The sequence below is a fragment of the Fuerstiella marisgermanici genome (assembly GCF_001983935.1).
Classification (GTDB): domain Bacteria; phylum Planctomycetota; class Planctomycetia; order Planctomycetales; family Planctomycetaceae; genus Fuerstiella; species Fuerstiella marisgermanici.
The window spans coordinates 5,756,544-5,775,847 of the sequence record NZ_CP017641.1; the positions used below are offsets into that span (position 1 = coordinate 5,756,544).

Annotated in this window: 17 protein-coding genes and 1 pseudogene; 2 read left to right on the plus strand and 16 right to left on the minus strand. The window is 55.7% G+C overall.

Features of this window, described 5'->3' with window-relative positions; all coding sequences use genetic code 11:
* Positions 1 to 15: 15 nt before the first annotated feature.
* The 14 genes and pseudogenes from Fuma_RS21540 to Fuma_RS21605 form a co-directional block, all read right to left on the minus strand.
* On the minus strand, positions 16 to 1,029 hold the full coding sequence (locus Fuma_RS21540) for a hypothetical protein (RefSeq protein ID WP_077025936.1): 1,014 nt from the start codon (positions 1,027 to 1,029) through the stop codon (positions 16 to 18).
* A 389-nt stretch (positions 1,030 to 1,418) separates the two neighbouring features.
* The gene (locus Fuma_RS21545; protein WP_077025937.1) at positions 1,419 to 2,333 is read right to left on the minus strand and encodes a class I SAM-dependent methyltransferase; all 915 of its coding nucleotides are present in this window, start codon (positions 2,331 to 2,333) and stop codon (positions 1,419 to 1,421) included.
* Between the two features lie 39 nt (positions 2,334 to 2,372).
* On the minus strand, positions 2,373 to 3,671 hold the full coding sequence (locus tag Fuma_RS21550) for a lipopolysaccharide biosynthesis protein (protein WP_077025938.1): 1,299 nt from the start codon (positions 3,669 to 3,671) through the stop codon (positions 2,373 to 2,375).
* Between the two features lie 103 nt (positions 3,672 to 3,774).
* Complete coding sequence (locus Fuma_RS21555) at positions 3,775 to 5,223, minus strand: O-antigen ligase family protein (RefSeq protein WP_077025939.1); 1,449 nt, start codon at positions 5,221 to 5,223, stop codon at positions 3,775 to 3,777.
* Positions 5,224 to 5,240: 17 nt separating this feature from the next.
* The gene (locus Fuma_RS21560; RefSeq protein ID WP_158521092.1) at positions 5,241 to 6,161 is read right to left on the minus strand and encodes a sulfotransferase family protein; all 921 of its coding nucleotides are present in this window, start codon (positions 6,159 to 6,161) and stop codon (positions 5,241 to 5,243) included.
* A gap of 11 nt (positions 6,162 to 6,172) precedes the next feature.
* Positions 6,173 to 7,276: an SDR family NAD(P)-dependent oxidoreductase gene (locus tag Fuma_RS21565; RefSeq protein ID WP_077025941.1), complete on the minus strand. Its 1,104-nt coding sequence runs from the start codon at positions 7,274 to 7,276 to the stop codon at positions 6,173 to 6,175.
* 74 nt (positions 7,277 to 7,350) lie between these two features.
* Positions 7,351 to 7,932, minus strand: coding sequence for a sulfotransferase family protein (locus tag Fuma_RS21570; protein WP_077025942.1), 582 nt, complete (start codon positions 7,930 to 7,932; stop codon positions 7,351 to 7,353).
* 129 nt (positions 7,933 to 8,061) lie between these two features.
* Positions 8,062 to 8,391, minus strand: coding sequence for a thioredoxin (gene trxA, locus Fuma_RS21575; protein WP_077025943.1), 330 nt, complete (start codon positions 8,389 to 8,391; stop codon positions 8,062 to 8,064).
* Positions 8,391 to 9,887, minus strand: a complete 1,497-nt coding sequence (locus Fuma_RS21580; RefSeq protein WP_083732220.1) for an NAD-dependent epimerase/dehydratase family protein — start codon at positions 9,885 to 9,887, stop codon at positions 8,391 to 8,393. The genes trxA and Fuma_RS21580 overlap by 1 nt, the downstream gene beginning before the upstream one ends.
* Positions 9,888 to 9,952: 65 nt before the next feature.
* Positions 9,953 to 10,287, minus strand: a pseudogene (locus tag Fuma_RS21585) (GxxExxY protein).
* 102 nt (positions 10,288 to 10,389) lie between these two features.
* Positions 10,390 to 11,676, minus strand: coding sequence for an alkaline phosphatase family protein (locus Fuma_RS21590; protein WP_077025944.1), 1,287 nt, complete (start codon positions 11,674 to 11,676; stop codon positions 10,390 to 10,392).
* Between the two features lie 95 nt (positions 11,677 to 11,771).
* Positions 11,772 to 12,173 carry a hypothetical protein gene (locus Fuma_RS21595; RefSeq protein ID WP_077025945.1) on the minus strand — a complete coding sequence of 134 codons (402 nt, stop codon included), beginning with the start codon at positions 12,171 to 12,173 and terminating at the stop codon, positions 11,772 to 11,774.
* Positions 12,174 to 12,256: 83 nt separating this feature from the next.
* Complete coding sequence (locus Fuma_RS21600; protein WP_083732221.1) at positions 12,257 to 13,000, minus strand: TylF/MycF/NovP-related O-methyltransferase; 744 nt, start codon at positions 12,998 to 13,000, stop codon at positions 12,257 to 12,259.
* 545 nt (positions 13,001 to 13,545) lie between these two features.
* Positions 13,546 to 13,890 carry a hypothetical protein gene (locus tag Fuma_RS21605; protein ID WP_077025946.1) on the minus strand — a complete coding sequence of 115 codons (345 nt, stop codon included), beginning with the start codon at positions 13,888 to 13,890 and terminating at the stop codon, positions 13,546 to 13,548.
* Between the two features lie 406 nt (positions 13,891 to 14,296).
* Here Fuma_RS21605 and Fuma_RS21610 point away from each other — a divergent pair, with 406 nt between their 5' ends.
* A complete protein-coding gene (locus Fuma_RS21610) occupies positions 14,297 to 15,631 on the plus strand; it encodes a class II 3-deoxy-7-phosphoheptulonate synthase (protein ID WP_077025947.1) in 1,335 nt (444 codons plus the stop codon).
* 20 nt (positions 15,632 to 15,651) lie between these two features.
* Here Fuma_RS21610 and Fuma_RS21615 read toward each other — a convergent pair whose 3' ends face one another.
* A complete protein-coding gene (locus Fuma_RS21615) occupies positions 15,652 to 17,166 on the minus strand; it encodes a sulfatase family protein (protein ID WP_077025948.1) in 1,515 nt (504 codons plus the stop codon).
* Between the two features lie 341 nt (positions 17,167 to 17,507).
* Positions 17,508 to 18,347: an MBL fold metallo-hydrolase gene (locus Fuma_RS21620; RefSeq protein ID WP_077025949.1), complete on the minus strand. Its 840-nt coding sequence runs from the start codon at positions 18,345 to 18,347 to the stop codon at positions 17,508 to 17,510.
* A gap of 126 nt (positions 18,348 to 18,473) precedes the next feature.
* Here Fuma_RS21620 and Fuma_RS21625 point away from each other — a divergent pair, with 126 nt between their 5' ends.
* Positions 18,474 to 19,262: a ferritin-like domain-containing protein gene (locus tag Fuma_RS21625; RefSeq protein WP_077025950.1), complete on the plus strand. Its 789-nt coding sequence runs from the start codon at positions 18,474 to 18,476 to the stop codon at positions 19,260 to 19,262.
* Positions 19,263 to 19,304 lie beyond the last annotated feature (42 nt).

A 19,304-nucleotide genomic window follows, 5' to 3' on the forward strand; every position in this document is an offset into this window, starting at 1 on the left:
AAGTTTCGTATAACGCTATGCCAACACTGAACTCAGCCACTGTGGGTCCTGGCCACTGAGTGTGCATTCGACCCGAACAATCAACGGCCATACGCCCGCGTATCGTCGCGCCACTTTTCTGGATTCCGCCTCGAGTCCCGCGGCTCCGGTCGCATAGAACTCAAGCAATCCCGCACCGTGATGCTGTCGCAGCTGCCGAGCGGACAAAGCTGACCAGTCTGGCGGTTGACGAAGGCCAAGCTGCTGGCCCAGCCATCGCAGATAGTAGAGCCGGTTGTCTGCAGAATGCCAAAATCGCTGTGGCACAGACGTAAACAGCCAGGGCTTCCAATCCATCTCAGGCAAAATTTCACGTACCGCTCGCTGAGGGGAATCCTGATAAAAGGTCCTCAACAAACCGGCCCCATGGTTTTCGTAGAACGACGTTTTGGTGATGCGATACCAATCGGAAGGCAACACAAATCCAAGCTTGGCACCCAGCCAGCTCATGTAGGCCCGGCGATTCTTTGCTTCCTGCCAGAAACGGTTAGGAGTATCGCGGAACTTCCACGCCAGCCAGTTGTATTCTGGCATGTAGTCTCGAACGCAGGCGGATACTGAATCACCGAATTCGCCGTGCAACAATCCGCCGCCGTAGTTCCCTGAGAACGTCTGCTTGACGACGCCGTACCAGTCTTCCGGTTGAGTAAACCCGAGTTCCTTTTCCAGCCATGCCATGTACCGATGACGGTTCTCCGGAATAGTCCAGTACTTCGGCGGAACCGAATGGAAGCGCCACGGCAGCCAGTCGTAGTCGGGGTAGAATTCTCGAAGTGCCGCGTGAACTGAATCCTGGTACTGAGTACACAGCAGGCCGCCACCGCAATTGGATTTGAAGTGCGACTTACGCACGACGTACCAATCCTCCGGCTTATGAAAACCGCAGCGCTCACCGAGCCACCGGATGTACTGAATCCGGTGCTCTCGACGGTCCCAGAACCCGTTGGGAACTCGCCCGTGAAGCCATGGGTGATCGGCAAATGCTGACATTATTACGTACCTATTTATCTTGTCGCACAACACTGCAGGCTTGCAGGCGTGAGTCGTCGGGAGAGGAAAGTTGGAGGGAACAATGCAGGCAAGCGTCACAAACAGTTCCGTGCCCATGTCGCCGAAAGGGGGGCAACGGAAGGTGGACGGCCCTGCGAGGCGGAACCTTACAAAGGCCATATGAAGCCTGTATGAGGGGAGACAGCACCGAAGTGCCACATTGAGAACCTATCCGAAATTCGGCTATGCTGCCCGAAATTCAGGACGAACCCAAAAGGTTAAACCCCAACGTAGCTTAAAGGCATCGCGAAAACTCCATTGGTCACACAATTTTCATGCGTCCGAAACACGCCATGCAACAACCGTGCCATCCGCAATTGCGACGCTAACTAGCTCGCTCGCTTTAGCTGCGAAAGCCCTGAGTTTTCTGTGGTAGCAGAGGAGTTTTTTTGGAAAACAATCAATTCCTTCGGTGCCAAATGAAGGCGTCCACCCGTCAGACGGTACGCCGCCGAAGTGCCTCGAAAGTACGCGAACTTTGCCATGCGAGCGGGCAGGCGGCCATGTGACGGCATGGCTTCCGGGTGAGATTCACGGACCTCAAACCCAACACGAGACGCCATTCGCACAAGCGCCTCGGTGGTGTAGAAAAAGAAGTTCACACCAGCATTTAACCGTAGCGAGCAACCGAAGAATAGCCGGCACAACGGACCTGATCCCGTGAGCATCCGGTAATTCTGCCCCGGAAATTCGACCACAAAAAAGCCGCCCGGTTTCAGAATGCGATACATCTCCGCAAGGTCCTCGTTAGGCGTCCGGTGGCAATTAAAGGCGTCCAGCGAGCTGACAACATCAAACGATTCGGCGGCGTAATTCTGTTCTGCCAGGTATCCCTGGCGGACGTTCAGCCCGAAGCGCTGTTGTGCGAATTGTGTGGAAACTGCGGATGGTTCCACGCCTTCCACCCGCCAGTTTTCTGCGTCGTCGAACTCTTTCAGAAAGTATCCAGAAGCCGTGCCGACATCCAGCAGGCGACCGCCGTCGGGAACCAGTCGCCGAACAATGGCCGCTTCGCGTTTCAGACTTTCCTTTCTAAAGTTTACGTAGTGAAGCTCCGTCGTCTCTTCAGCGTCAACATGCTCGCTGCGGAAGAATTCTTCGGTGTCCTCAACGGAATCACATTCCCCCACAAACATCAACGAACACTGCACGCAGCGCACGACCGGCAGATCATGACACTCGCCCACCAAAGTGCGATCGGCTGGTCCGCAGACGGGACATTCGGTTTCAATTTTGTTCGTCATGCAATCAACCCTATTCAACACCCGACCAAACCAGTTGCTCTAGCGCAGGAATACAACCATCAGCAGCAACGCCGCCGCAGAACCGAAGATCATTCCGACCGGAACGCCGAGGTGCTTTCTTTGACTGTACAGCAGCCACAACCGGGCCATCAATAAAGTCGATTCGCCCACAAACCAGCCGAGTGCTCCGGCGGTCCACCATGACAGGTTTCCATGAAACGTGGTCGCCAACAGCAACGTCGTCAGGCCCAGCAGCACGGCCGTCACGTCATGCCAATTCAATTCGAAGGCGTTCAGAGTAAACTTCAACCCCATGTTTACGCACGACACATAAAGCCCTGGCATCAATAGCACCATCACGCTCGCGACGTCGGTCAGGCTTTGTGATGAGAACCAGGCAGACAACGGCACGACCAGCAGAATGCCGAGCACACACACTGGCAGAAAGACGGCCGTCACCAGAACCATCTTTCGCCGCACAACCGCTCGCACGGCATCGGCATCGCTCGCTTCGACGGCTCGGCTCAGTGGCGCAAACGACGACACGAAAATGGCCGTCGCAATCGCGCCTGAGGTGCTCACAAACTTGAAGGCAGTCGCATAAATTTTGTAGTCATGCACCGTCGCATACGCTTCCAGGATGTACAGACTGGTCCGTTGAAAAATGCAGGTCAACACGAGTGCGGTGCCCAACGGAAACACGGCTGCGATCGTGCGACGGATGGGTTGAAGTGTTGATGTTCCTTCCACCGAACGAACAAACAGCGGCTTGGAAATTGGCAGCCGCCATTCCACAGCCAGTCGCATGATGTTGCCACCTAGCCAAATCCATAGCAGTCCGGTCAAAGGCAATCCGGCGATGGCACCGACGGCCATACCCGCGACGATGGCAACTCGTGAACCAATGACCACAACGGCTTCGATGTCCAGCCGCTCACGACCTCGCATGTGCCAGAGGAAAGGATCGGTTCCAGGCTGAGTGGCCGCGATCAGAATACACAGCAGGAAACCGCCCAGCGTCAGCGTGTTTAACGGAAGCAGTGAAAGTGCAATCGCAGCGACCACCGTGTAGAAGATTTTGATCTTCCATGATTGCCGCATGACCGCGCGAGGGTTATCGGTGACGGAAAATTCGCGAGTTGCCCAGAGGCGGACGCCGTAGTCAGACGCAATCTCCAGCGGCCCGACCAGATACCCGGCCGTCAAAAACGCGGCGTAGTCGAGGTCGTCCATAATCCGAAACAGGACGCACAATAACCCAAGTTGCAGCGCCGAAACTAACGCGTTGCCGCCGGCGTTGCTGAGTATGTTGCGTCCAAATCGTCCGGGCTTTCTCATCTCTTCCTTGAATTTCGCAACTGGGGTCCTACGGTCCCAGCCTGTCCTTCTTATTGCAGTTAAAAGCCACGGCCACGTTTCTAACGCGGCGCCGGGCAGCAGCTCATTCGTTGCTCAGCAGTTCTGCGTTCGCGTCTTCCGGCGGACCAAAAAACACCAGCGAGATCACGATCCAGTACAGACAACACAGCGGATTATTGTTCAGCACATACTGAGTATTCGCGAACTCGCGGCCAACGAAAAACAGCAACAGGCAAGTCGCGATCGCGCGTTCTTTGCTTTGAAATGAGAAGCTTTTCCACACGAGCTTCTTAATCAGCACCGCATAAAACAGCAGCCCGAGTACCCCGAACATTCCAGCGGCTGACAGAATCCAGTTGTGCGGATCAGACCCGTAGTAGCCCAACACAGTTTTTACGAACACAGGAAAGTGAGTCAGCCCATAGCCGAACAACCAGTCGCCGGTGTTCATAAACTGGAGTGTCGCCTGCCACATTTCTCCGCGAACACCAAGGCTCTGAAGATTCTTCAACCGCATGATGACAAGCAACTCACCCCACGGAATATCCATCACCAGAATCAGCGGAGCCGTTAACGCGCCTGCCAGAATCGTGTAGCGTGGTGAAAGAGTCCACGTCATCGCGGCCGTGCCGACAAGATAGAAGACAAACATCGTGCGTGCCCCGCCGAGAAACGAGGCCGACATACCAATCGCAAAAAACGCTGCAATAAACTGCGGTGAAATATTCGGCGACCTTTTGTAACGCAGAATTATCAGCATAAACAAACCTGGCACCGAGGCCAGGATGTTGGGCGACAGAAACGGGCCCGTCAGTCGAGGCATCCCGCGCGCACCGCCATGGATCATCTGAAATAGTTGCCGCATCTCTTCCGCGCCCTGCGGAGACGCTCCGAACATCGGCCCACGAACAACCTGCAGCCCAGCGATTATGAAGATGTGACACAGGATGCAAACGGCCATCGTTTGAACACGAATCGACGACAGCGGGTCAGCTGAGAGTTCTCGATGAGCCAGATAGCCGGTGATCATCATCATCGCCATCAGACAGCCGATGATGGCATACGGTCGCGACGAAGATTGCTGATGAAGGCCAAAGTGCTGCTGGACGGCCGAACTACAGACCCCATAGACCACAAGCACCAAAGCGAACCGTAGCAGTCCGCGAAATTCGCGAGTTTCCGCCGTCATTGGAGCGGACATGCGATTGATCGCCGCAGTAAAAATCATCAGCGCAGAAATACCCGCGACAGCAACGTAGTCGAACATCATCACCTGACCCGGCGCATCCTGGATGGACAGGACCATCATCAGGATGCAGCTGCGCCATTGAGGCAAGAGGGCGGCGGCACCGATCGCGAAGACGGCGGCGTCGTACCGCGTTTGCAGGCCCATTCCGGCCAACGCAAAATAGGCAATGGCGAGCAGCACGCCCTTGAGCACTTCGGCCTGAACCACAGACGCAGATATCGTCAGCGCAAGCGGGTCCGAATACGCCTGGCTTGTCAGCGGTGGTGAATAGGAAGGATGCATGGCGGGCAGAAATCCGGCTACGCGGCGGCGGGTTGCGGTGTCGCACCGAACGGCAATCGCTCGGCGGGGCTGCCTTCCAGCCATGACGTGGGGACGACTTCCGGAAGCAGTTCTTTTAGCAACTGCAGATCAGAATCCAGAAGCGACGTGGCCTCAGGCGAAAACACTTCTGAGAAGTCGATTTGAGGCCGACCTTTGTCGACCAATAACCAGCGAATCACCGTTTCACGAAGTTGAGTGCGTCGGTAAACCCAATTCATCGCCTGCCGTGTTGGTGGAAACGAGCGGGCAAGACGCGACGCCGACATCATGACTTTGGCCAAGCCGACGGAACGCAGGTCCTGAGATTCGTTCACCTTTTGGTCGTACTGCTCCGGCACGAAGGCAGCATCCACGCCAACGAAGTCGTACAGGTTTTGAGCGAGTTCCAAACCGTCGGTGGCAACGTCTTCAAACAGAAAGATACCAATCTGGTCGCGAGGGAAAGCTTCAAGAAACGGAGCCAACGCGGCAGCGTAACAACTGCGACGGACGTATTTCTGATCCTTCGACGCCAATGCCTGCAGATCAGATTTTGTCAGCTCAGCCACCTTGCCATACAGTACAGATGCGTCATGAAACAGGTGCGACATGGCGCGGCCGAAGGGGTTGCGCAGCATTACCAGAATTCGAGCGTCGGGGTACGTATCGCGAATTCGGCCCGCGACGCGCTCGTCGTCCATATACAACGGCGAGATCTCACCGGCACGCGCCGATTCGATGGCGAAGTGTTTGCGATACCAGGAAGCACCGCGTTGGAAGTTTTCATCGATGTTGAAATAGTTCAATTCCTTCGGCTGACTCATGCAAACCGACGGATGTTCATTCAGCATCGTCCACGCCCACGTCGTCGCGCTTTTTTCTGCGCCGATACCGATGAACGTTGGCGACCATGTCATGTTATTCATCCTTACGCGGCACGTTTTAAGAACGGACGAATATCGGCTTCCTCATCTTCGATTGCCTGCAGTACGCCGCATAGTTCCAGCAGTTCTTCAATCTCCGGATACGTCATCATGTCACCAGTTGCGCTGTTGTAAGGCTCAGTGACTTGCTTCCGCAGGATCGTCGGGTAGTCGTATTCGATTTCCTGATAGACGCTTCGAAAGGCGGGCAGCACCGTAAACATGTTCGGCAGCTCCCAGGTCCGGCGAGTCTCTTCATCGGTCATCAGTTCCTCGTAGAACTTCTCGCCCGCTTTCGACCCAATGTTGGTGACTTCAACGTCCGTCGGCGCGTGTCCGAATTCGGGAGCAAGCCGGTAGATCATCACGTGCGCCAAATCTTCAATTCGCATGACGGGCATTTTGGTGACAAAGACTTCGCCGCCGCGAGCCAGTTCTGATGCTTCCAGAACGAGGCTGCAGGCCTGCTTAAGCGTCATCACAAACCGAGTCATCTCGGGATCAGTCAGAGTCACCGGGCCGCCAGCTTTGATTTGACGTTCAAACACGGTGGCCACAGAACCACGTGAGCCCAGCACATTACCAAAGCGAGTCGAACTAAACACGGTTCGCTTGTTGATCTTCAGGCTGTTAGCGGAAGTGATCAGTCGCTCGCCCATCAACTTAGACGTGCCCAACACATTGGTCGGATTCACGCCCTTGTCTGAACTCGTGAAGATGACTCTTTCGACATTGTTGTTCAACGCCGCCTGAATCACATTTTTAACGCCGATGATATTCGTCTGCGTCGCATCGAAGGGCGACTTCTCGCACAGGATAACGTGCTTGAGCGCCGCCAGGTGAAACACGACGTCGACGCCTTCAAACAGCGTGTTCAGTCGGTCAACATCGCGAATGTCACCCACGTGGCAAAGTGCCGTCACATCCTGCAGGTTCTCTTCCGCAATCTGAGCATCCATTTCCTGTTCAAGAAAGAAGATCTCAGATTCGTTGCTGTCGATCACTCGAACTTCGGCAGGTGTTTGAGACACAATCTGGCGTACCAGTTCGCGTCCAACCGTGCCGCAACCGCCGGTGACGAGCACCGTTTTTCCAGTAAGAAATGCCATGAGATTGAGCCTTGCGAGAGAGAGTTTTCGTCAGTGGTTCTGAGATCTGGCTGTTGTGATTTGAGAACGCGAACTCAAGCGGCGCGATTGCGGTACAAGCCCGGATCCACAACAGCCGCCATCGCCGCCGTGTCCAGTCTTCCACCCAGATGGTCATTAATCGCCTGAATCGGTTCGTGGCTGCCGGACGCGATGTCGTTGTACGGAACTTCCACGCTGAAGATATGCGGTGCGGTGGCCAGCCAGTCCTGGAAGCGAGCAATCTCATGTTCGAACAACAACGCCATGCGCCGATCCGACACGCCCGTGGCGATTCCCTTGTTTTGCAACATCTGCTGCTGGGACGCCAGGATTTCTTTCAGATCTCGTCGCATAAAGATCACTTCGTAGCGATCATTTTCGGGCAGATCATAGAGCAGCTTGTAGACCATCTTCACAGCCCGGCCGGGTGCTTCGGCAAGCCAGCTTGAATCTTCCTTCGTGCGTTTCACGGCTTCGAATTCGTAGTAGCCGTTAGGATTGTCCAAATCCGCCGCGCGCAAGCCATCGCACAGTGGTGGCACTCCGCCGGCTTCGAGCATCTTCATCATCATCGAAGTGCCGGAACGTGGCAGGCCCGTGACGATGATCGTCTGATTTTTGTTGATGGCTGTCATGATTCTGAGTTGCTGGTTGCGGAGACATTGTTGACCGCGGAAGACGCCGAGGATCGCAGAGAGTTTTCGCGGGTCCGTTTCTTCACTCTGCGGGCCTCGGCGTTCTCTGCGGTTAGTCTGACTTCACCTTCACGCTGTGGCTTTCTGCTCGTTCGCACCGTCGATCAGTTGCCGAAGCTGGTTCTCAGTCAGTGCTCCGGTGCGGCGCCCGACTTCCTTGCCGTCTCGGAAAGCCACAAAGGTCGGAACGCCGGAAATCTGGAACTGCGCTGCCGCTTGCGGGTTCTGATCGATATTTAATGACAGCACGTCTGCCGAGTCCTTGTATTCATCGTGCAATCGATCCACCAGCGGCTGCATCATTTTGCAGGGAGGACACCACGATGCCCAAAAATCGACCAGCACAGGCCGCTCGGACTTTAAGACCTGTTCTTCAAATGTTGTGTCAGTCGTTTTCATCAGGCGGCTTCCTTTGCAGGGACGTCCGGTTTCCACGTTTCCAAAACCTTCAGCTCGCCGACTTCCCCGGACCACTTCGTTGTCGGGAACAGTTTGGATTCCTGAGCGTTGATTCGTGCGACCGCTTCCGGCTGCATCAAAGCCTGGAACATGCCTCGAACTTCGTCTTCGAACGTCGATTCTGACGCGAAACCAAAGTTATCTTTCAGCTTGTCGTGAATCACTTCGTACGGATGTTCTTCGGCTTCGACTCGCGGGTTTTCGATCCGTTGCACTTCTGTGTCGAGTCCGAATTCCGCACCGATTTTTGCCACCGTTTGAGCGATTTGTTTTACCGACATCACGTCGGTCACCTGGTTGACGACGTCATACTGACCTGGTTCCGGCGGAGCAGCAATCAAACGCGTGATACACTGCATTGCGTCTTTAAGAGTGATGTATCCTCGAAGCTGATTGCCGCTGCCATAAATCGTTAGCGGCATGCCGATAACGGCCTGAGCGACGAAGCGGTTCACGACTGTGCCCCACCATTCGTCGATGTCCAAACGAGTGGACAAAGACGGATGAGCGGCAAGTTCGTCAGACTGGTTACCGTAGATGACTCCCTGCATCACGTCGTAGCTTCGCAACCACCAGTATTTGCACGCTTCGTAAACGCTGAACGTGCCTTGCACTTTACTGACGTGATAAAAGCTGACAGGGTCGCGGGGTGTGAGTTCTCCACCGAGACTCCATTCTTCCCCCTTGTACTGCAGCACGGCGTCGCCGGGGAAAAGGCCTTCGAACAATGGCCGACCAGTCAAGGGGCTGCCGTATTCGCCCATCGTTCCAAGCTTAATAATCGATGCGTCGGGAGCGTGATCTCGCACGCCGAACAGCAAACCAAGTGTCCCAACAACATTGTTCTGAATCGTGTCGCAGGCTTTGTCGACATCCGCCATGCTGTAAGGGGCACTCGGAATTTCCGCAAACTGCACGATGGATTCCGGCTGCACTTCTTTGATGTAGGCGAACAGCGAATCGCGGTCCATCAAATCCATTTCGCGAAAATCAATCTCCACATCCAGATGTTCGTTGGCCGCTTTGACGCGATCTTCCATCGTTTCAATCGGAATCACCGACTGAGCGCCTCGGTCGTCAACCAGCTTGCGACGCAGCATGTTGTCGATGCCGTAGACCTTGCAACCCAGCTTCGCCAGCTTTAGCGCCAGTGGCCAGCCGAGATACCCGTCCATACCCAAAATCAGAACGCGCATGCCGTCCAGCAGATAACCGTTGTCGGTTTTCTTCCATTCGGTGCAGTGTTCGAACGTGATGGACGTTGGATCAAAGTAGCCGATCTCAGGCCGTCGCTTGCATTCAACCACAAGCTGTCCCTGAGCCGCCTTACGAAATGCGGCTTGGCCGCACGCGCGAAAGTCGACGTGCCCTTTGAATTCGACCGCTGGGCACGACCAGCAGGTTTGATTGGCGTTATGACAGTTGGTTTCGGACATTTTGAAGTGCTGACAAATTAACCGCAGAGGGCGCGGAGGACCGCAGAGAGAAAAATATGTTGGTTCTAGTAGTTATTGACGAGTCTTGTGATGCCGTCCTTCAATCGTTTGACGTTGAAGTTAATGAGGAGTCCAACATTTATTTGAGTGAGCTTTAGATAGGAAAGAAGCTGAGCCTATGAATATCAGTGGTTTCAGAGACTGCTTTTAGTTCGACGATGAGCTGGTTAGGGACAAGAACGTCGAGCCGATAGCCAGCATCGATTCTCTTTCCGTCGTAGACGATTGGCAATTCGATCTGTGAGCGGTTCGGAACCTCATTCTTATTCAGTTCATTAACCAGGCACGCTTCGTATGCAGATTCCAGCAAGCCCGGACCGAGCGCAGAATGCACCTTCATGGCGAGTCCGACCACTCGTTCCGTCAACTCGTTGATCTCTCCCACAACTGTGACTCCTCTGCGGTCTCCGCGTCCTCTGCGGTTAGACCCAAATCCTGAATTCTAAGCCGCCCTGCGTACGGCTTGTGCCTGCGGCAGGATCACATCAAGTACGTTTTCCACCTTCATGTCGGTCGGGATCTGCCCGAGGTTGTTGCCTCGCACGAAGAACGATGATTCGGTGTAGGTGTGCTTGCCGTTAATCGGCGTTGATTCGATGACTTCGGTCAGATTCATACGACCGGACAAAGCGACGTCTTTGGCGGGCAGCACAACCAGGTCGGGGGCTCGGTGAGCGAATTGGCCGTGATAGATGTCGGGGCCTCGGTGAACTTCGTCGGCAATTTTCTGGCCATTCACTTCCGTGGTGAGCAGGAAGTTGGTGAGCTTGCCGAGCAGCTCTTCCGCTTCCTCGGCTTTGACAGCCCCGTTGGGGTAGCGGCCTTCTCGATGAAGGTAGATACGGCCCGGGTCCATCGCGAAAGCTCGCGTTTCCGGAAGCATGTCGATGTAAGACGGACGATTGGATTCTCGCAATTGCAGGTAGCCATTCTGCGACAGCAGGCAGTTCAGGTTGACGCTCATCTTCTGAGCCGCAAAGCCATGATCGGAAACGGCTGCGATCGTTGTGTTGTCGTCAAGTCGTCCCAGAATTCGGCCAATCTGAGCATCGACCTCGTGATAGAAATCCAAATACGCCTGGTGATGTGGCGAAGAAGTGTCTTCGTAGTCTTCCCACAGATAGTGGTTCAGTCGATCAGTTCCGGTCAGCACAAACATTATCTGCTGCCAGTCTTCTCGGTCCCAATGGTGGTGCAATGCATCGCAACGAATCTTCATCACCTTGTGCAGTTCGGCGACGAAATCCGCTTTTCCTTTTTCGATCAATGACATGTCGGCGTCGACGGAATAGCCCAGATCTTCCAGCCATGGGAGTTGTTCTGCGGGATAAACGGCCTTATTCAAGTCCAGAGCCACAAAGCCACTGACCAGCATGCCATCCAGCGGTTGAGCGGGGTAGGTTTGAGGCACGTTCATGATCAGAGACGGCCCGGCGCCTTCTCGCTGCCAGAACGGTTTGGCTCGAAACGTACGAGATGACGTGAAGGCGAGCGTGTAGCTGCCATCGATCAAATCGGTGAACCCGTAGACGTTGTGTCCGCCGGAATCTTCGCCGGTGACGATCGACGCCCACGCTGCCGAAGAAACCTCCGGCATCGCCGACTTCATCGGTACCAGAGTTCCGGACGATAACAGCGCTTTGCTATTGGGCATGACGCCCGAATCAGCAAACTGCTGCCACATCCAGCGCGGCAAGCCATCGATTCCGAGTAGAAAGAGTTTCGGCATCCCTGCCTCCCTCTGCGTGATCCAATGTTTCCTCGACCCCAAACTCCGGTTCAGGACCTCAAATCCCCAGCCCAATGCTGGTCACAGTTTCAATTCTAAATGTATCCCAACTGCCGCAACCGTTCGGCAACAGCCTCAGAATCTTCTTCATCCATGAAGGCGTCTGCGGCACAGGATTCCTCCAGCATGCAGACGACGTAAGGAAGGTTGGTTGAGGCCAGTCGACGCATAAATTCATCGCCGCCCGCGCTACCGTCTGCCACAACGACAAGACGACTGTTGCCCTGCGACAGGATTGCCTGCAGAGAATCAATGTCTGGCGTATCGCAGGAAACCGGATAGGCGGCTCCCTGAGTCAGGCGGGGCAAACCGTCCGATGAAAACGAAAGCGAAGGGACTGACGCCGCGATCGAATCGCTCGTAAAGTTAACGATCACGTCGCCCGGCTCGGCAAAGTCGGCCAGTGCGTCACGAGTGAGATAGACTTGCGTGGACATTGTATTCAGCTGGAAGAAGGACAGGTTTGAGGCTTCAAATTTGATACTGCGATTGCCAACGTTTCATTGGCGTCCATTAGCGGTCAACTCACCTTCACCACCACCGCATGGCCGTTCAGGTTGTGCAGCACTATGCGGTCTTTCAGCGACCGCTGTTCTTCCACGCACTTCAGCACGCCATCGCATGCCTGAAATCCGTAGTCGTCGTAAACAACAATGCCGCCAGGAACCAAACGGTCCCAGACCCATTGGCCAATTTCCTTCGCCGACTGATACACGTCGACATCAATGTGGCACAATCGAAACGTCTGGTCTCCGATTTCGTGACCGGTGTCTTCCGGAAAAATGCCCTGCAGGATTTCGACGTTCATCAACTGCATGTCACGAGCCAGCTCGGTCACGAGTTCAGGCGACGTATCGGCGTGTTCACCACCGCCGTACGTTTCGTCCATGGCGGTGGCTTTGACGACACCAGTGAATGTGTCACACAGGTAAACATTGTCTGTGATGCCGCACGCCTGAGCCTGCGTGGCAATCAACGCTCCGGTGCCGCCGCGCCAGACGCCAACTTCCAGAATGGCGCCTTCAGGCAGCTTCGACGCCTGTTCTGTCAGTTGCCAGAGTTCGTAACAACGATACTTGTCGACCAGAGTGTGAGACTGAATCTGATCGAAGGCGTTGATGAACGCTTCATCGACGTTCCACGGCGAATACGTGGCAAACGGAAACAGATCTTCGTAAGCCAACGACGTACTTTTCGGAACCCGATTGACTCGAAAGCCAAATGTCCGAAACGCGCGCTTCACGGATGTTTTAAGAGCACTCATGCAAACCAACTTCCCTGTTGAGTTGTGAGTAGAAAAAACGCTGCCAATCACTAACCGGCAATTAACGTCCGAGTCAATTGCCGCAGTCGCAACTTCTGCAGCATATCCAACATCCAAAATCCCGCCAACACCAGTTTGACGGGTTGGCCCGTCGGCCGATTGGCGTGGGGGTCGGGTGACGGGACGGAAGCGGAATCGCCGGCGTTGCTCACGTTGTTCGCTGCTGAAGTGAATACAACTGCAAGCGGTTGGCAGCGCCGACAGTAATTCCTGCCTGCCGAAATGGAATTTCGGTTGCACCGAACGGTGCGCACGGAACGGTGCGCACGGAACGGTTACTCAAATGCAAGAATTGTCACGTAGATCGGGCGTCGAATCTGCGCATGCAGCGGCACGGCTTTAGGTCGCCTACGGCGAAGTGCAGCCTGGCAGGCTGCACCTACTGGCGCGTACCTCTCCAGCGAACAACGAGAGCACCGCCGGCGCTTAAGTTCCCACACCGTCACCCGCCTGCCACGCGAACCGCCCGTCGAGGCGTCTCGACCTTAGCTGGTCCGGCGAGTGGTGAGTTCGTAGACGGGCCATTCGGTCGCACAATCGTTGCAGTGGAAGCCGACGATTGTGGCCGTGCCGGGAATAGGCAGGCGGCTTTTCGGGCTAATGACGGCGTCCTGCAGTTCGATTGGTTCGATATCGAATTTTGCACATTCGGGGCAAACCGCGTTGTCGCGGATAACGCGAGCCCGATCGGCAGGCGCAGTCATGCGTCCGCTAATGATCGTGGTTCGGCTGCGAGAAGCGAACGGAAGAATGTCGCGTGCTTCCATCTGCTCTTCCGGCTCCCGTACTTCGGCGGGTGGTTCGAAGATGCGCAGTTTCAGTCGGTTCATCGTGATTCCTCCTTGATTCACGGCTACAGCCTTTCGCTGTGGGTCGCGATGGCTGGAATGAGCGTTCCGTCGCCCAAATTTCTCGTTACGAGAAGTCAGACAGCCTTCGTGTCGGCCAGAACTTTACGTTCGGAACGTCAAACACTCAACCTTCGATTCGAACATTTCACAAGCGGCAAGCTAGGCATTTTGGCAACGGTTTCGAATAGCGGACGTGGCGAAAGCCGTAGACGAGCCGCTATCACACAATCAAGAGTGTGCCGCAGTGCGACTGGCAACAGGATCTAGCCCTGCGGGGAGGAACCGGCGAATTGTGCCGGACACGCGGCAGACTAAATGGTTCGTATTCTGGATAAGATACGATCTGCGGGTGACTTTGTCCGAACGGCTCGAAACAATTCCGCCCATGAATACAAACTGGACACCCGATTCGTGGCAAACCCGGATCGCTCAACAACAGCCCGTTTACAACGACCAGGCGGCCGTCGCAGATGTGATCTCGACGCTTGGCCAGCTTCCACCGCTTGTCACGGCGTGGGAAGTCGACCGGCTGCAAAAGCAACTGGCCGATGCGGCGGCTGGAAAAGCCTTCGTGCTGCAGGGCGGCGACTGCTCCGAAAGTTTCGCCGACTGCAATTCGACAACCATTCTGCGGAAGCTGAAGGTGTTGATTCAGATGAGCCTCGTGCTGATCTGCGGTTCGAAGCAGCGAGTCGTCCGCGTTGGCCGGATTGCCGGCCAGTACGCAAAGCCGCGCTCGGCCAACACGGAAACGCGCGAAGGTGTGGAGCTGCCCAGTTATCGTGGCGACATCATCAATCGCAGCGGCTTCACCAAAGATGAACGCGAACCAAACCCGCAACTGATGCTGCGAGCCTACGAACGATCGGCGCTGACGATCAACTACATTCGCGCGCTAAGTGAAGGCGGATTCGCGGATCTGCATCACCCGGAGAACTGGGATCTGGAGTTCGTCCGCAACACGCCCGGTTCTCGCAAGTACCAGCAGTTGCTCGAATCACTCAGCGATTCCATCCGCTTTATGGAAGTCGTATCGGCCAACGAACTGGACCAACTTAGCCGAGTCGATTTCTTCACGTCCCACGAAGGGTTGCACCTGCTACACGAGCAGGCTCTCACTCGGCAGGACCAGCGGCAAAACGGCTTCTACAATCTCAGCACGCACATGCCGTGGATCGGCGACCGCACGCGCGCAATTGATGGAGCTCACGTGGAATACTTCCGCGGCATCAAGAACCCGATCGGCGTGAAGGTCGGCAATACAATCGCGGGCGACGAGCTGATCGACCTCGTGAAAGTTCTGAACCCGGAAAACGCGCCGGGCCGGCTGACGCTGATCCACCGCTTCGGAGCGGAAAAAATAGCGGGACGTCTGCCGATGCTGATTAATGCCGTGCAGCAGTCAAACCTGAATGTGTTGTGGAGTTGCGATCCGATGCATGGCAACACTCAGGCAACTCGCAACGGGTACAAGACTCGTTCATTCGACGAAATCACGTCGGAAATCCTCACCGCTTTTCGCATCCATAAAGAATGCGACAGTCGGTTGAGCGGCATACATCTTGAGCTAACCGGAGAAGACGTGACCGAATGCGTCGGTGGCCCGGCCAACCTGACAGAATCCGACTTACATCGAGACTACCGTAGCCAGGTAGATCCTCGACTGAATTACGAACAGGCGATGGAAATTGCCTTCCTGCTGTCCGAAGAGATGAAGTAATCGGGCTGGAATGAGTTCACTTATTGGGCCTTTTGCTCTCGCCATTTGCGAAATTCTTCGACGTAGTCCCATTCGAAATTCGGTTGCCGACGGTACTTCAGATCGCGGTTTGACAACTGTTGCTGCACAAACGCGTTCACGTTGTCGGCATCGCTAAGTGGATCGCGTGTGCGACGTTGAAAGTCGTGCAGCGCTTTTATCAGGCGGTCTTTGTCTGCCGCATGTTGGTCACTGTCCGCCAGATTGTTCCATTCGTACGGGTCTTCCTGCAGATCATAGAATTCGTATCGTGGCGGCTTTTCCCACACAGCATACGCCCGCTCAATTGGCGCAGGCACGTTCCTGCGTTCATCTTTCCTGACGGCGGAGACCACCGCAAACGGATGAGATTCATCCAGGTACGACCTGGAGATCAGATTGTCGGTGCCGGGCTGAGGATTCGAGATCAGCTTGAAGCGACGGTCGCGCACCGAATGCTGAACAAAGCAGTTGCCGGGAAACGACCCCGTCGTCATAGCAAATATGAACTCGCGCCAGGGAACTGACGCGGCGTCAGTCAGCAGGGGCTTTAGCGAGCGACCGGATAGCGCGCCAGGAACAGGGCGGTCGACGGCGTTCAGTACTGTCGGCAGGATGTCGATGATCGACACGAGTTCCTGCCGCACGGTGCCGGGCAACGCTTGGCCCGGCCAGCGGACAATCATGGGAATGCGCAGCCCGGCTTCGTAAACAGTTCCCTTGCCTCGCGGAAACTGAGCACCATGGTCGCCAATGTAAATGACGAGCGTGTTGTCAGCCGCTCCGCTTTTCTGCAGGGCCGTCAGAAGTTGGCCGACTCCGTCGTCGAGGCGGGCCATGCAGTTGTAGTAGTCGGCCACGACCTCGCGAAGACGTTCCGAATCCGCCCCAACCCACGGCAGCATTTCCACGTCGCTGCCGGTCTGCACAGTTTCCGGGCGACCATGAGCCTGCCGAAGGAACGGTAGGTGGGCATCGGGAAAATTGACGGAAAGAAACCACGGCTGCTCGTCGGCACTCTGCCAGAATTTTTCAGCAGCGGCCACGTAAGCAGTCACATCTTTGCGGCGTTGAAAATTGGCTGAGGGGATGGCCTTGAAGTCAAACGGAAACGCGGATTCCGGATTGACGTGAAGTTTCCCGATCAACCCGGTCCTGTAATCTGCCGCCTGCAGTAGCGTGACGATATTCGGAGTGTCAGGCCGATACAGCGAAAATTTGTGCGTCGCCAGGCCAATCTGCCCGTTCTCGTGCGAATACAGGCCCGTCAGAAAAGACGCTCGGGACGGCGAGCAGACGGAATAGGTCACGAACGCATTCTCAAAGCGAACCCCTTCGCTCGCCAGCCGATCAAGGTTGGGAGTGCGGGCGAACGAATCACCGTAACAACCAAGTTCCGGCCCGTTGTCTTCGGAAACAATCAGCAGCACGTTCGGTTGCGTTTCTGCGGCATCCAGCCTCGGCAGACCGGCCACGCACAGCAGATGCAGAACGATAAGAAGCGTGAAAATTTTCATGACCTGTTTCCTTCAGAGAAGCACGTCGTCCCTGCTGGTAACAAACGTTAGGAGTAAAGAGAACGAAGACAGCGTCCGCGAGTAGGATGGCCATCGCCCATAATCAATACACCATCGGTGGGCAGTGCCCACCCTACCTCACTGTAGTCTGCCCGGTCGCCGCTGAGTTGGCAACTGGCCTTTCATTGCGGCGCGTCGCGGAAGAAACGGCTGAAGCGTTTCCGGCGTGGTGCTGTAAGGCGCTTCGAGCGGCAAGAGGCGATTCCGAAATTGCGAGGCTCTCTCCCAATGCCATGCGATAACCGCTGACGAGGCTCTGCCGACCACGATGGCCGCCCTTCTCAACACCAAAGCTTAACCCGCTTCTGCAGTTCCTCAGGCATTCGAACGCGGAGCGCATGGCGGGCCTGAGCTTCGTGGGTTCGGGTGCTGAGGTGGCTGAGGATAATCAGTTCGTTTTCGAACTTGTCCGCTCGGTCCAGAATGTCGTCCAGGTGCATGTGGCCGAACTTGTGGATCTTTTGCTTGCGGTGTTCCGGGCGAAAGAATGTCATTTCCGTAATCAGGATTTGAGCCTTCATGACGTCCGGGTGAGCGTCCAGGCCAGCTGGGGCGGTGTCGCCTGTGTAGCAGACCAACGGTGTCAGAAATTCCTGAGTCACCTCCGTGCCGCTGAATCTCAGGTCACGAATTTCGGTACCTGACAGCCCGTGGTATTCGTCTTTCAGCTTGCGGCGAGAATCGTAAACGATGAAACCGACGGATGGCACGGTGTGTTTGGTCTTGAAGACTCGCACCGTGTGTTCGCGAGACAGCTCGATGACATCGCCGTCCTTGACCGGGACGATTTCACATAGCATGCGACCTCGATCCAGCCGCTGCCAGGCGCGTAGCATCTTTTCGACGTTCTCCACCACTTCTTCCGGCAGGTAGATCGTTGGCGGCTCCATTTTCATCATGCGGCGGCGAGCCACATACACGGGCATGGCGGCCAGGTGATCGAGGTGAGCGTGCGTCACGAAAAACGTTTGAGTTCCCATGAAGGCCCACGGACTGCCGCCCAGGTCGAAGCCCAGTTTCAGTTCCGGCACTCGCCAGTAACTCTGCACCGCCGCGCGCGAGTACCCTTCGATGGTGAGAGCTTTGTGTTTGACGGATTGCAGCGGAAGGTTTTCGAGCATGTTGGCACAATTCAGGGCAAGCGTGTGGTTCGGCAGACTGTAGACGGATTACCGTTCGCCCTCTACTCTTAGGCCGACGGTGGCAAAGAAATTACCGTAGTGTGGGTGAAAAGCGCGGAGACAGTCATGGAATTGCGAGCGTTCGCGGAGCAGGTGTTGCTTTCCAACACCCTGGACGAAAAACTCGTGCGCCCGAACTCGCCAATCACGGACGCCGCACCGGGCGAACCGGTTCGCGTCGAAACGCCTCAGCGGCCAGCCAACCTGCAGTTCGCCCCGCGCCGCACGGCGCCAGCGATGCCAAAAGGCCGAGCCTTCGACGACACAAAGAAGCGAGCGGTCGCTCACCACATCATGGCGAACCACGAGCTGCAGGCGTTGGAAGTGATGGCGATGGTGCTGCTGGCGTTTCCTGACGCTCCCGCCGAATTTCGAACGGGGCTGGCCGATGTGATGTTTGACGAACAACGGCATACGAAGCTGCACGCCAATCGAGCGGCCGAACTGGGCATCTCATTCGGCGACCTGCCGATGAACAGCTACATCTGGACCAAAGCGACAGAATACGCAAGCGTTTTGGAATACATCGCCGGGCTGCCACTGGTGTTTGAAGGAGCCAATCTCGATCACACGGTGGAATTTGAGCAGTACTTTCTGGAACACGCCGATACTCGCGGAGCAGCGATCATGAAGGCGATTCACAACGACGAAATTCGTCACGTAGAATTCGGCATGCACTGGCTAAGAAAGCTGAAAGACCCGGCTGATTCCGATTTCGAAGCCTGGCAAAAGGCGCTGCACTGGCCCATTCGCCCTCTGCACGCCAAGGGGGACGTCTTTCAACGAGACGCCCGGTCGGCCGCGGGCATGCCGGATGAGTTTATTGATCAGCTTCGGGACTGGGCGGATTCGTGAACGGAACGTCCGGTCCGGCTGGTTTTGGCGTTCTCCCGTCTT

What these genes read in the sequence shown, in the direction of transcription:
- Fuma_RS21540 (WP_077025936.1), bottom strand. Translation starts at nt 1,029, where the DNA reads ATGTCAGCATTTGCCGATCACCCATGGCTTCACGGGCGAGTTCCCAAC.
- Fuma_RS21545 (WP_077025937.1), bottom strand. Translation starts at nt 2,333, where the DNA reads ATGACGAACAAAATTGAAACCGAATGTCCCGTCTGCGGACCAGCCGAT.
- Fuma_RS21550 (WP_077025938.1), bottom strand. Translation starts at nt 3,671, where the DNA reads ATGAGAAAGCCCGGACGATTTGGACGCAACATACTCAGCAACGCCGGC.
- Fuma_RS21555 (WP_077025939.1), bottom strand. Translation starts at nt 5,223, where the DNA reads ATGCATCCTTCCTATTCACCACCGCTGACAAGCCAGGCGTATTCGGAC.
- Fuma_RS21560 (WP_158521092.1), bottom strand. Translation starts at nt 6,161, where the DNA reads ATGACATGGTCGCCAACGTTCATCGGTATCGGCGCAGAAAAAAGCGCG.
- Fuma_RS21565 (WP_077025941.1), bottom strand. Translation starts at nt 7,276, where the DNA reads ATGGCATTTCTTACTGGAAAAACGGTGCTCGTCACCGGCGGTTGCGGC.
- Fuma_RS21570 (WP_077025942.1), bottom strand. Translation starts at nt 7,932, where the DNA reads ATGACAGCCATCAACAAAAATCAGACGATCATCGTCACGGGCCTGCCA.
- trxA (WP_077025943.1), bottom strand. Translation starts at nt 8,391, where the DNA reads ATGAAAACGACTGACACAACATTTGAAGAACAGGTCTTAAAGTCCGAG.
- Fuma_RS21580 (WP_083732220.1), bottom strand. Translation starts at nt 9,887, where the DNA reads ATGTCCGAAACCAACTGTCATAACGCCAATCAAACCTGCTGGTCGTGC.
- Fuma_RS21590 (WP_077025944.1), bottom strand. Translation starts at nt 11,676, where the DNA reads ATGCCGAAACTCTTTCTACTCGGAATCGATGGCTTGCCGCGCTGGATG.
- Fuma_RS21595 (WP_077025945.1), bottom strand. Translation starts at nt 12,173, where the DNA reads ATGTCCACGCAAGTCTATCTCACTCGTGACGCACTGGCCGACTTTGCC.
- Fuma_RS21600 (WP_083732221.1), bottom strand. Translation starts at nt 13,000, where the DNA reads ATGAGTGCTCTTAAAACATCCGTGAAGCGCGCGTTTCGGACATTTGGC.
- Fuma_RS21605 (WP_077025946.1), bottom strand. Translation starts at nt 13,890, where the DNA reads ATGAACCGACTGAAACTGCGCATCTTCGAACCACCCGCCGAAGTACGG.
- Fuma_RS21610 (WP_077025947.1), top strand. Translation starts at nt 14,297, where the DNA reads ATGAATACAAACTGGACACCCGATTCGTGGCAAACCCGGATCGCTCAA.
- Fuma_RS21615 (WP_077025948.1), bottom strand. Translation starts at nt 17,166, where the DNA reads ATGAAAATTTTCACGCTTCTTATCGTTCTGCATCTGCTGTGCGTGGCC.
- Fuma_RS21620 (WP_077025949.1), bottom strand. Translation starts at nt 18,347, where the DNA reads ATGCTCGAAAACCTTCCGCTGCAATCCGTCAAACACAAAGCTCTCACC.
- Fuma_RS21625 (WP_077025950.1), top strand. Translation starts at nt 18,474, where the DNA reads ATGGAATTGCGAGCGTTCGCGGAGCAGGTGTTGCTTTCCAACACCCTG.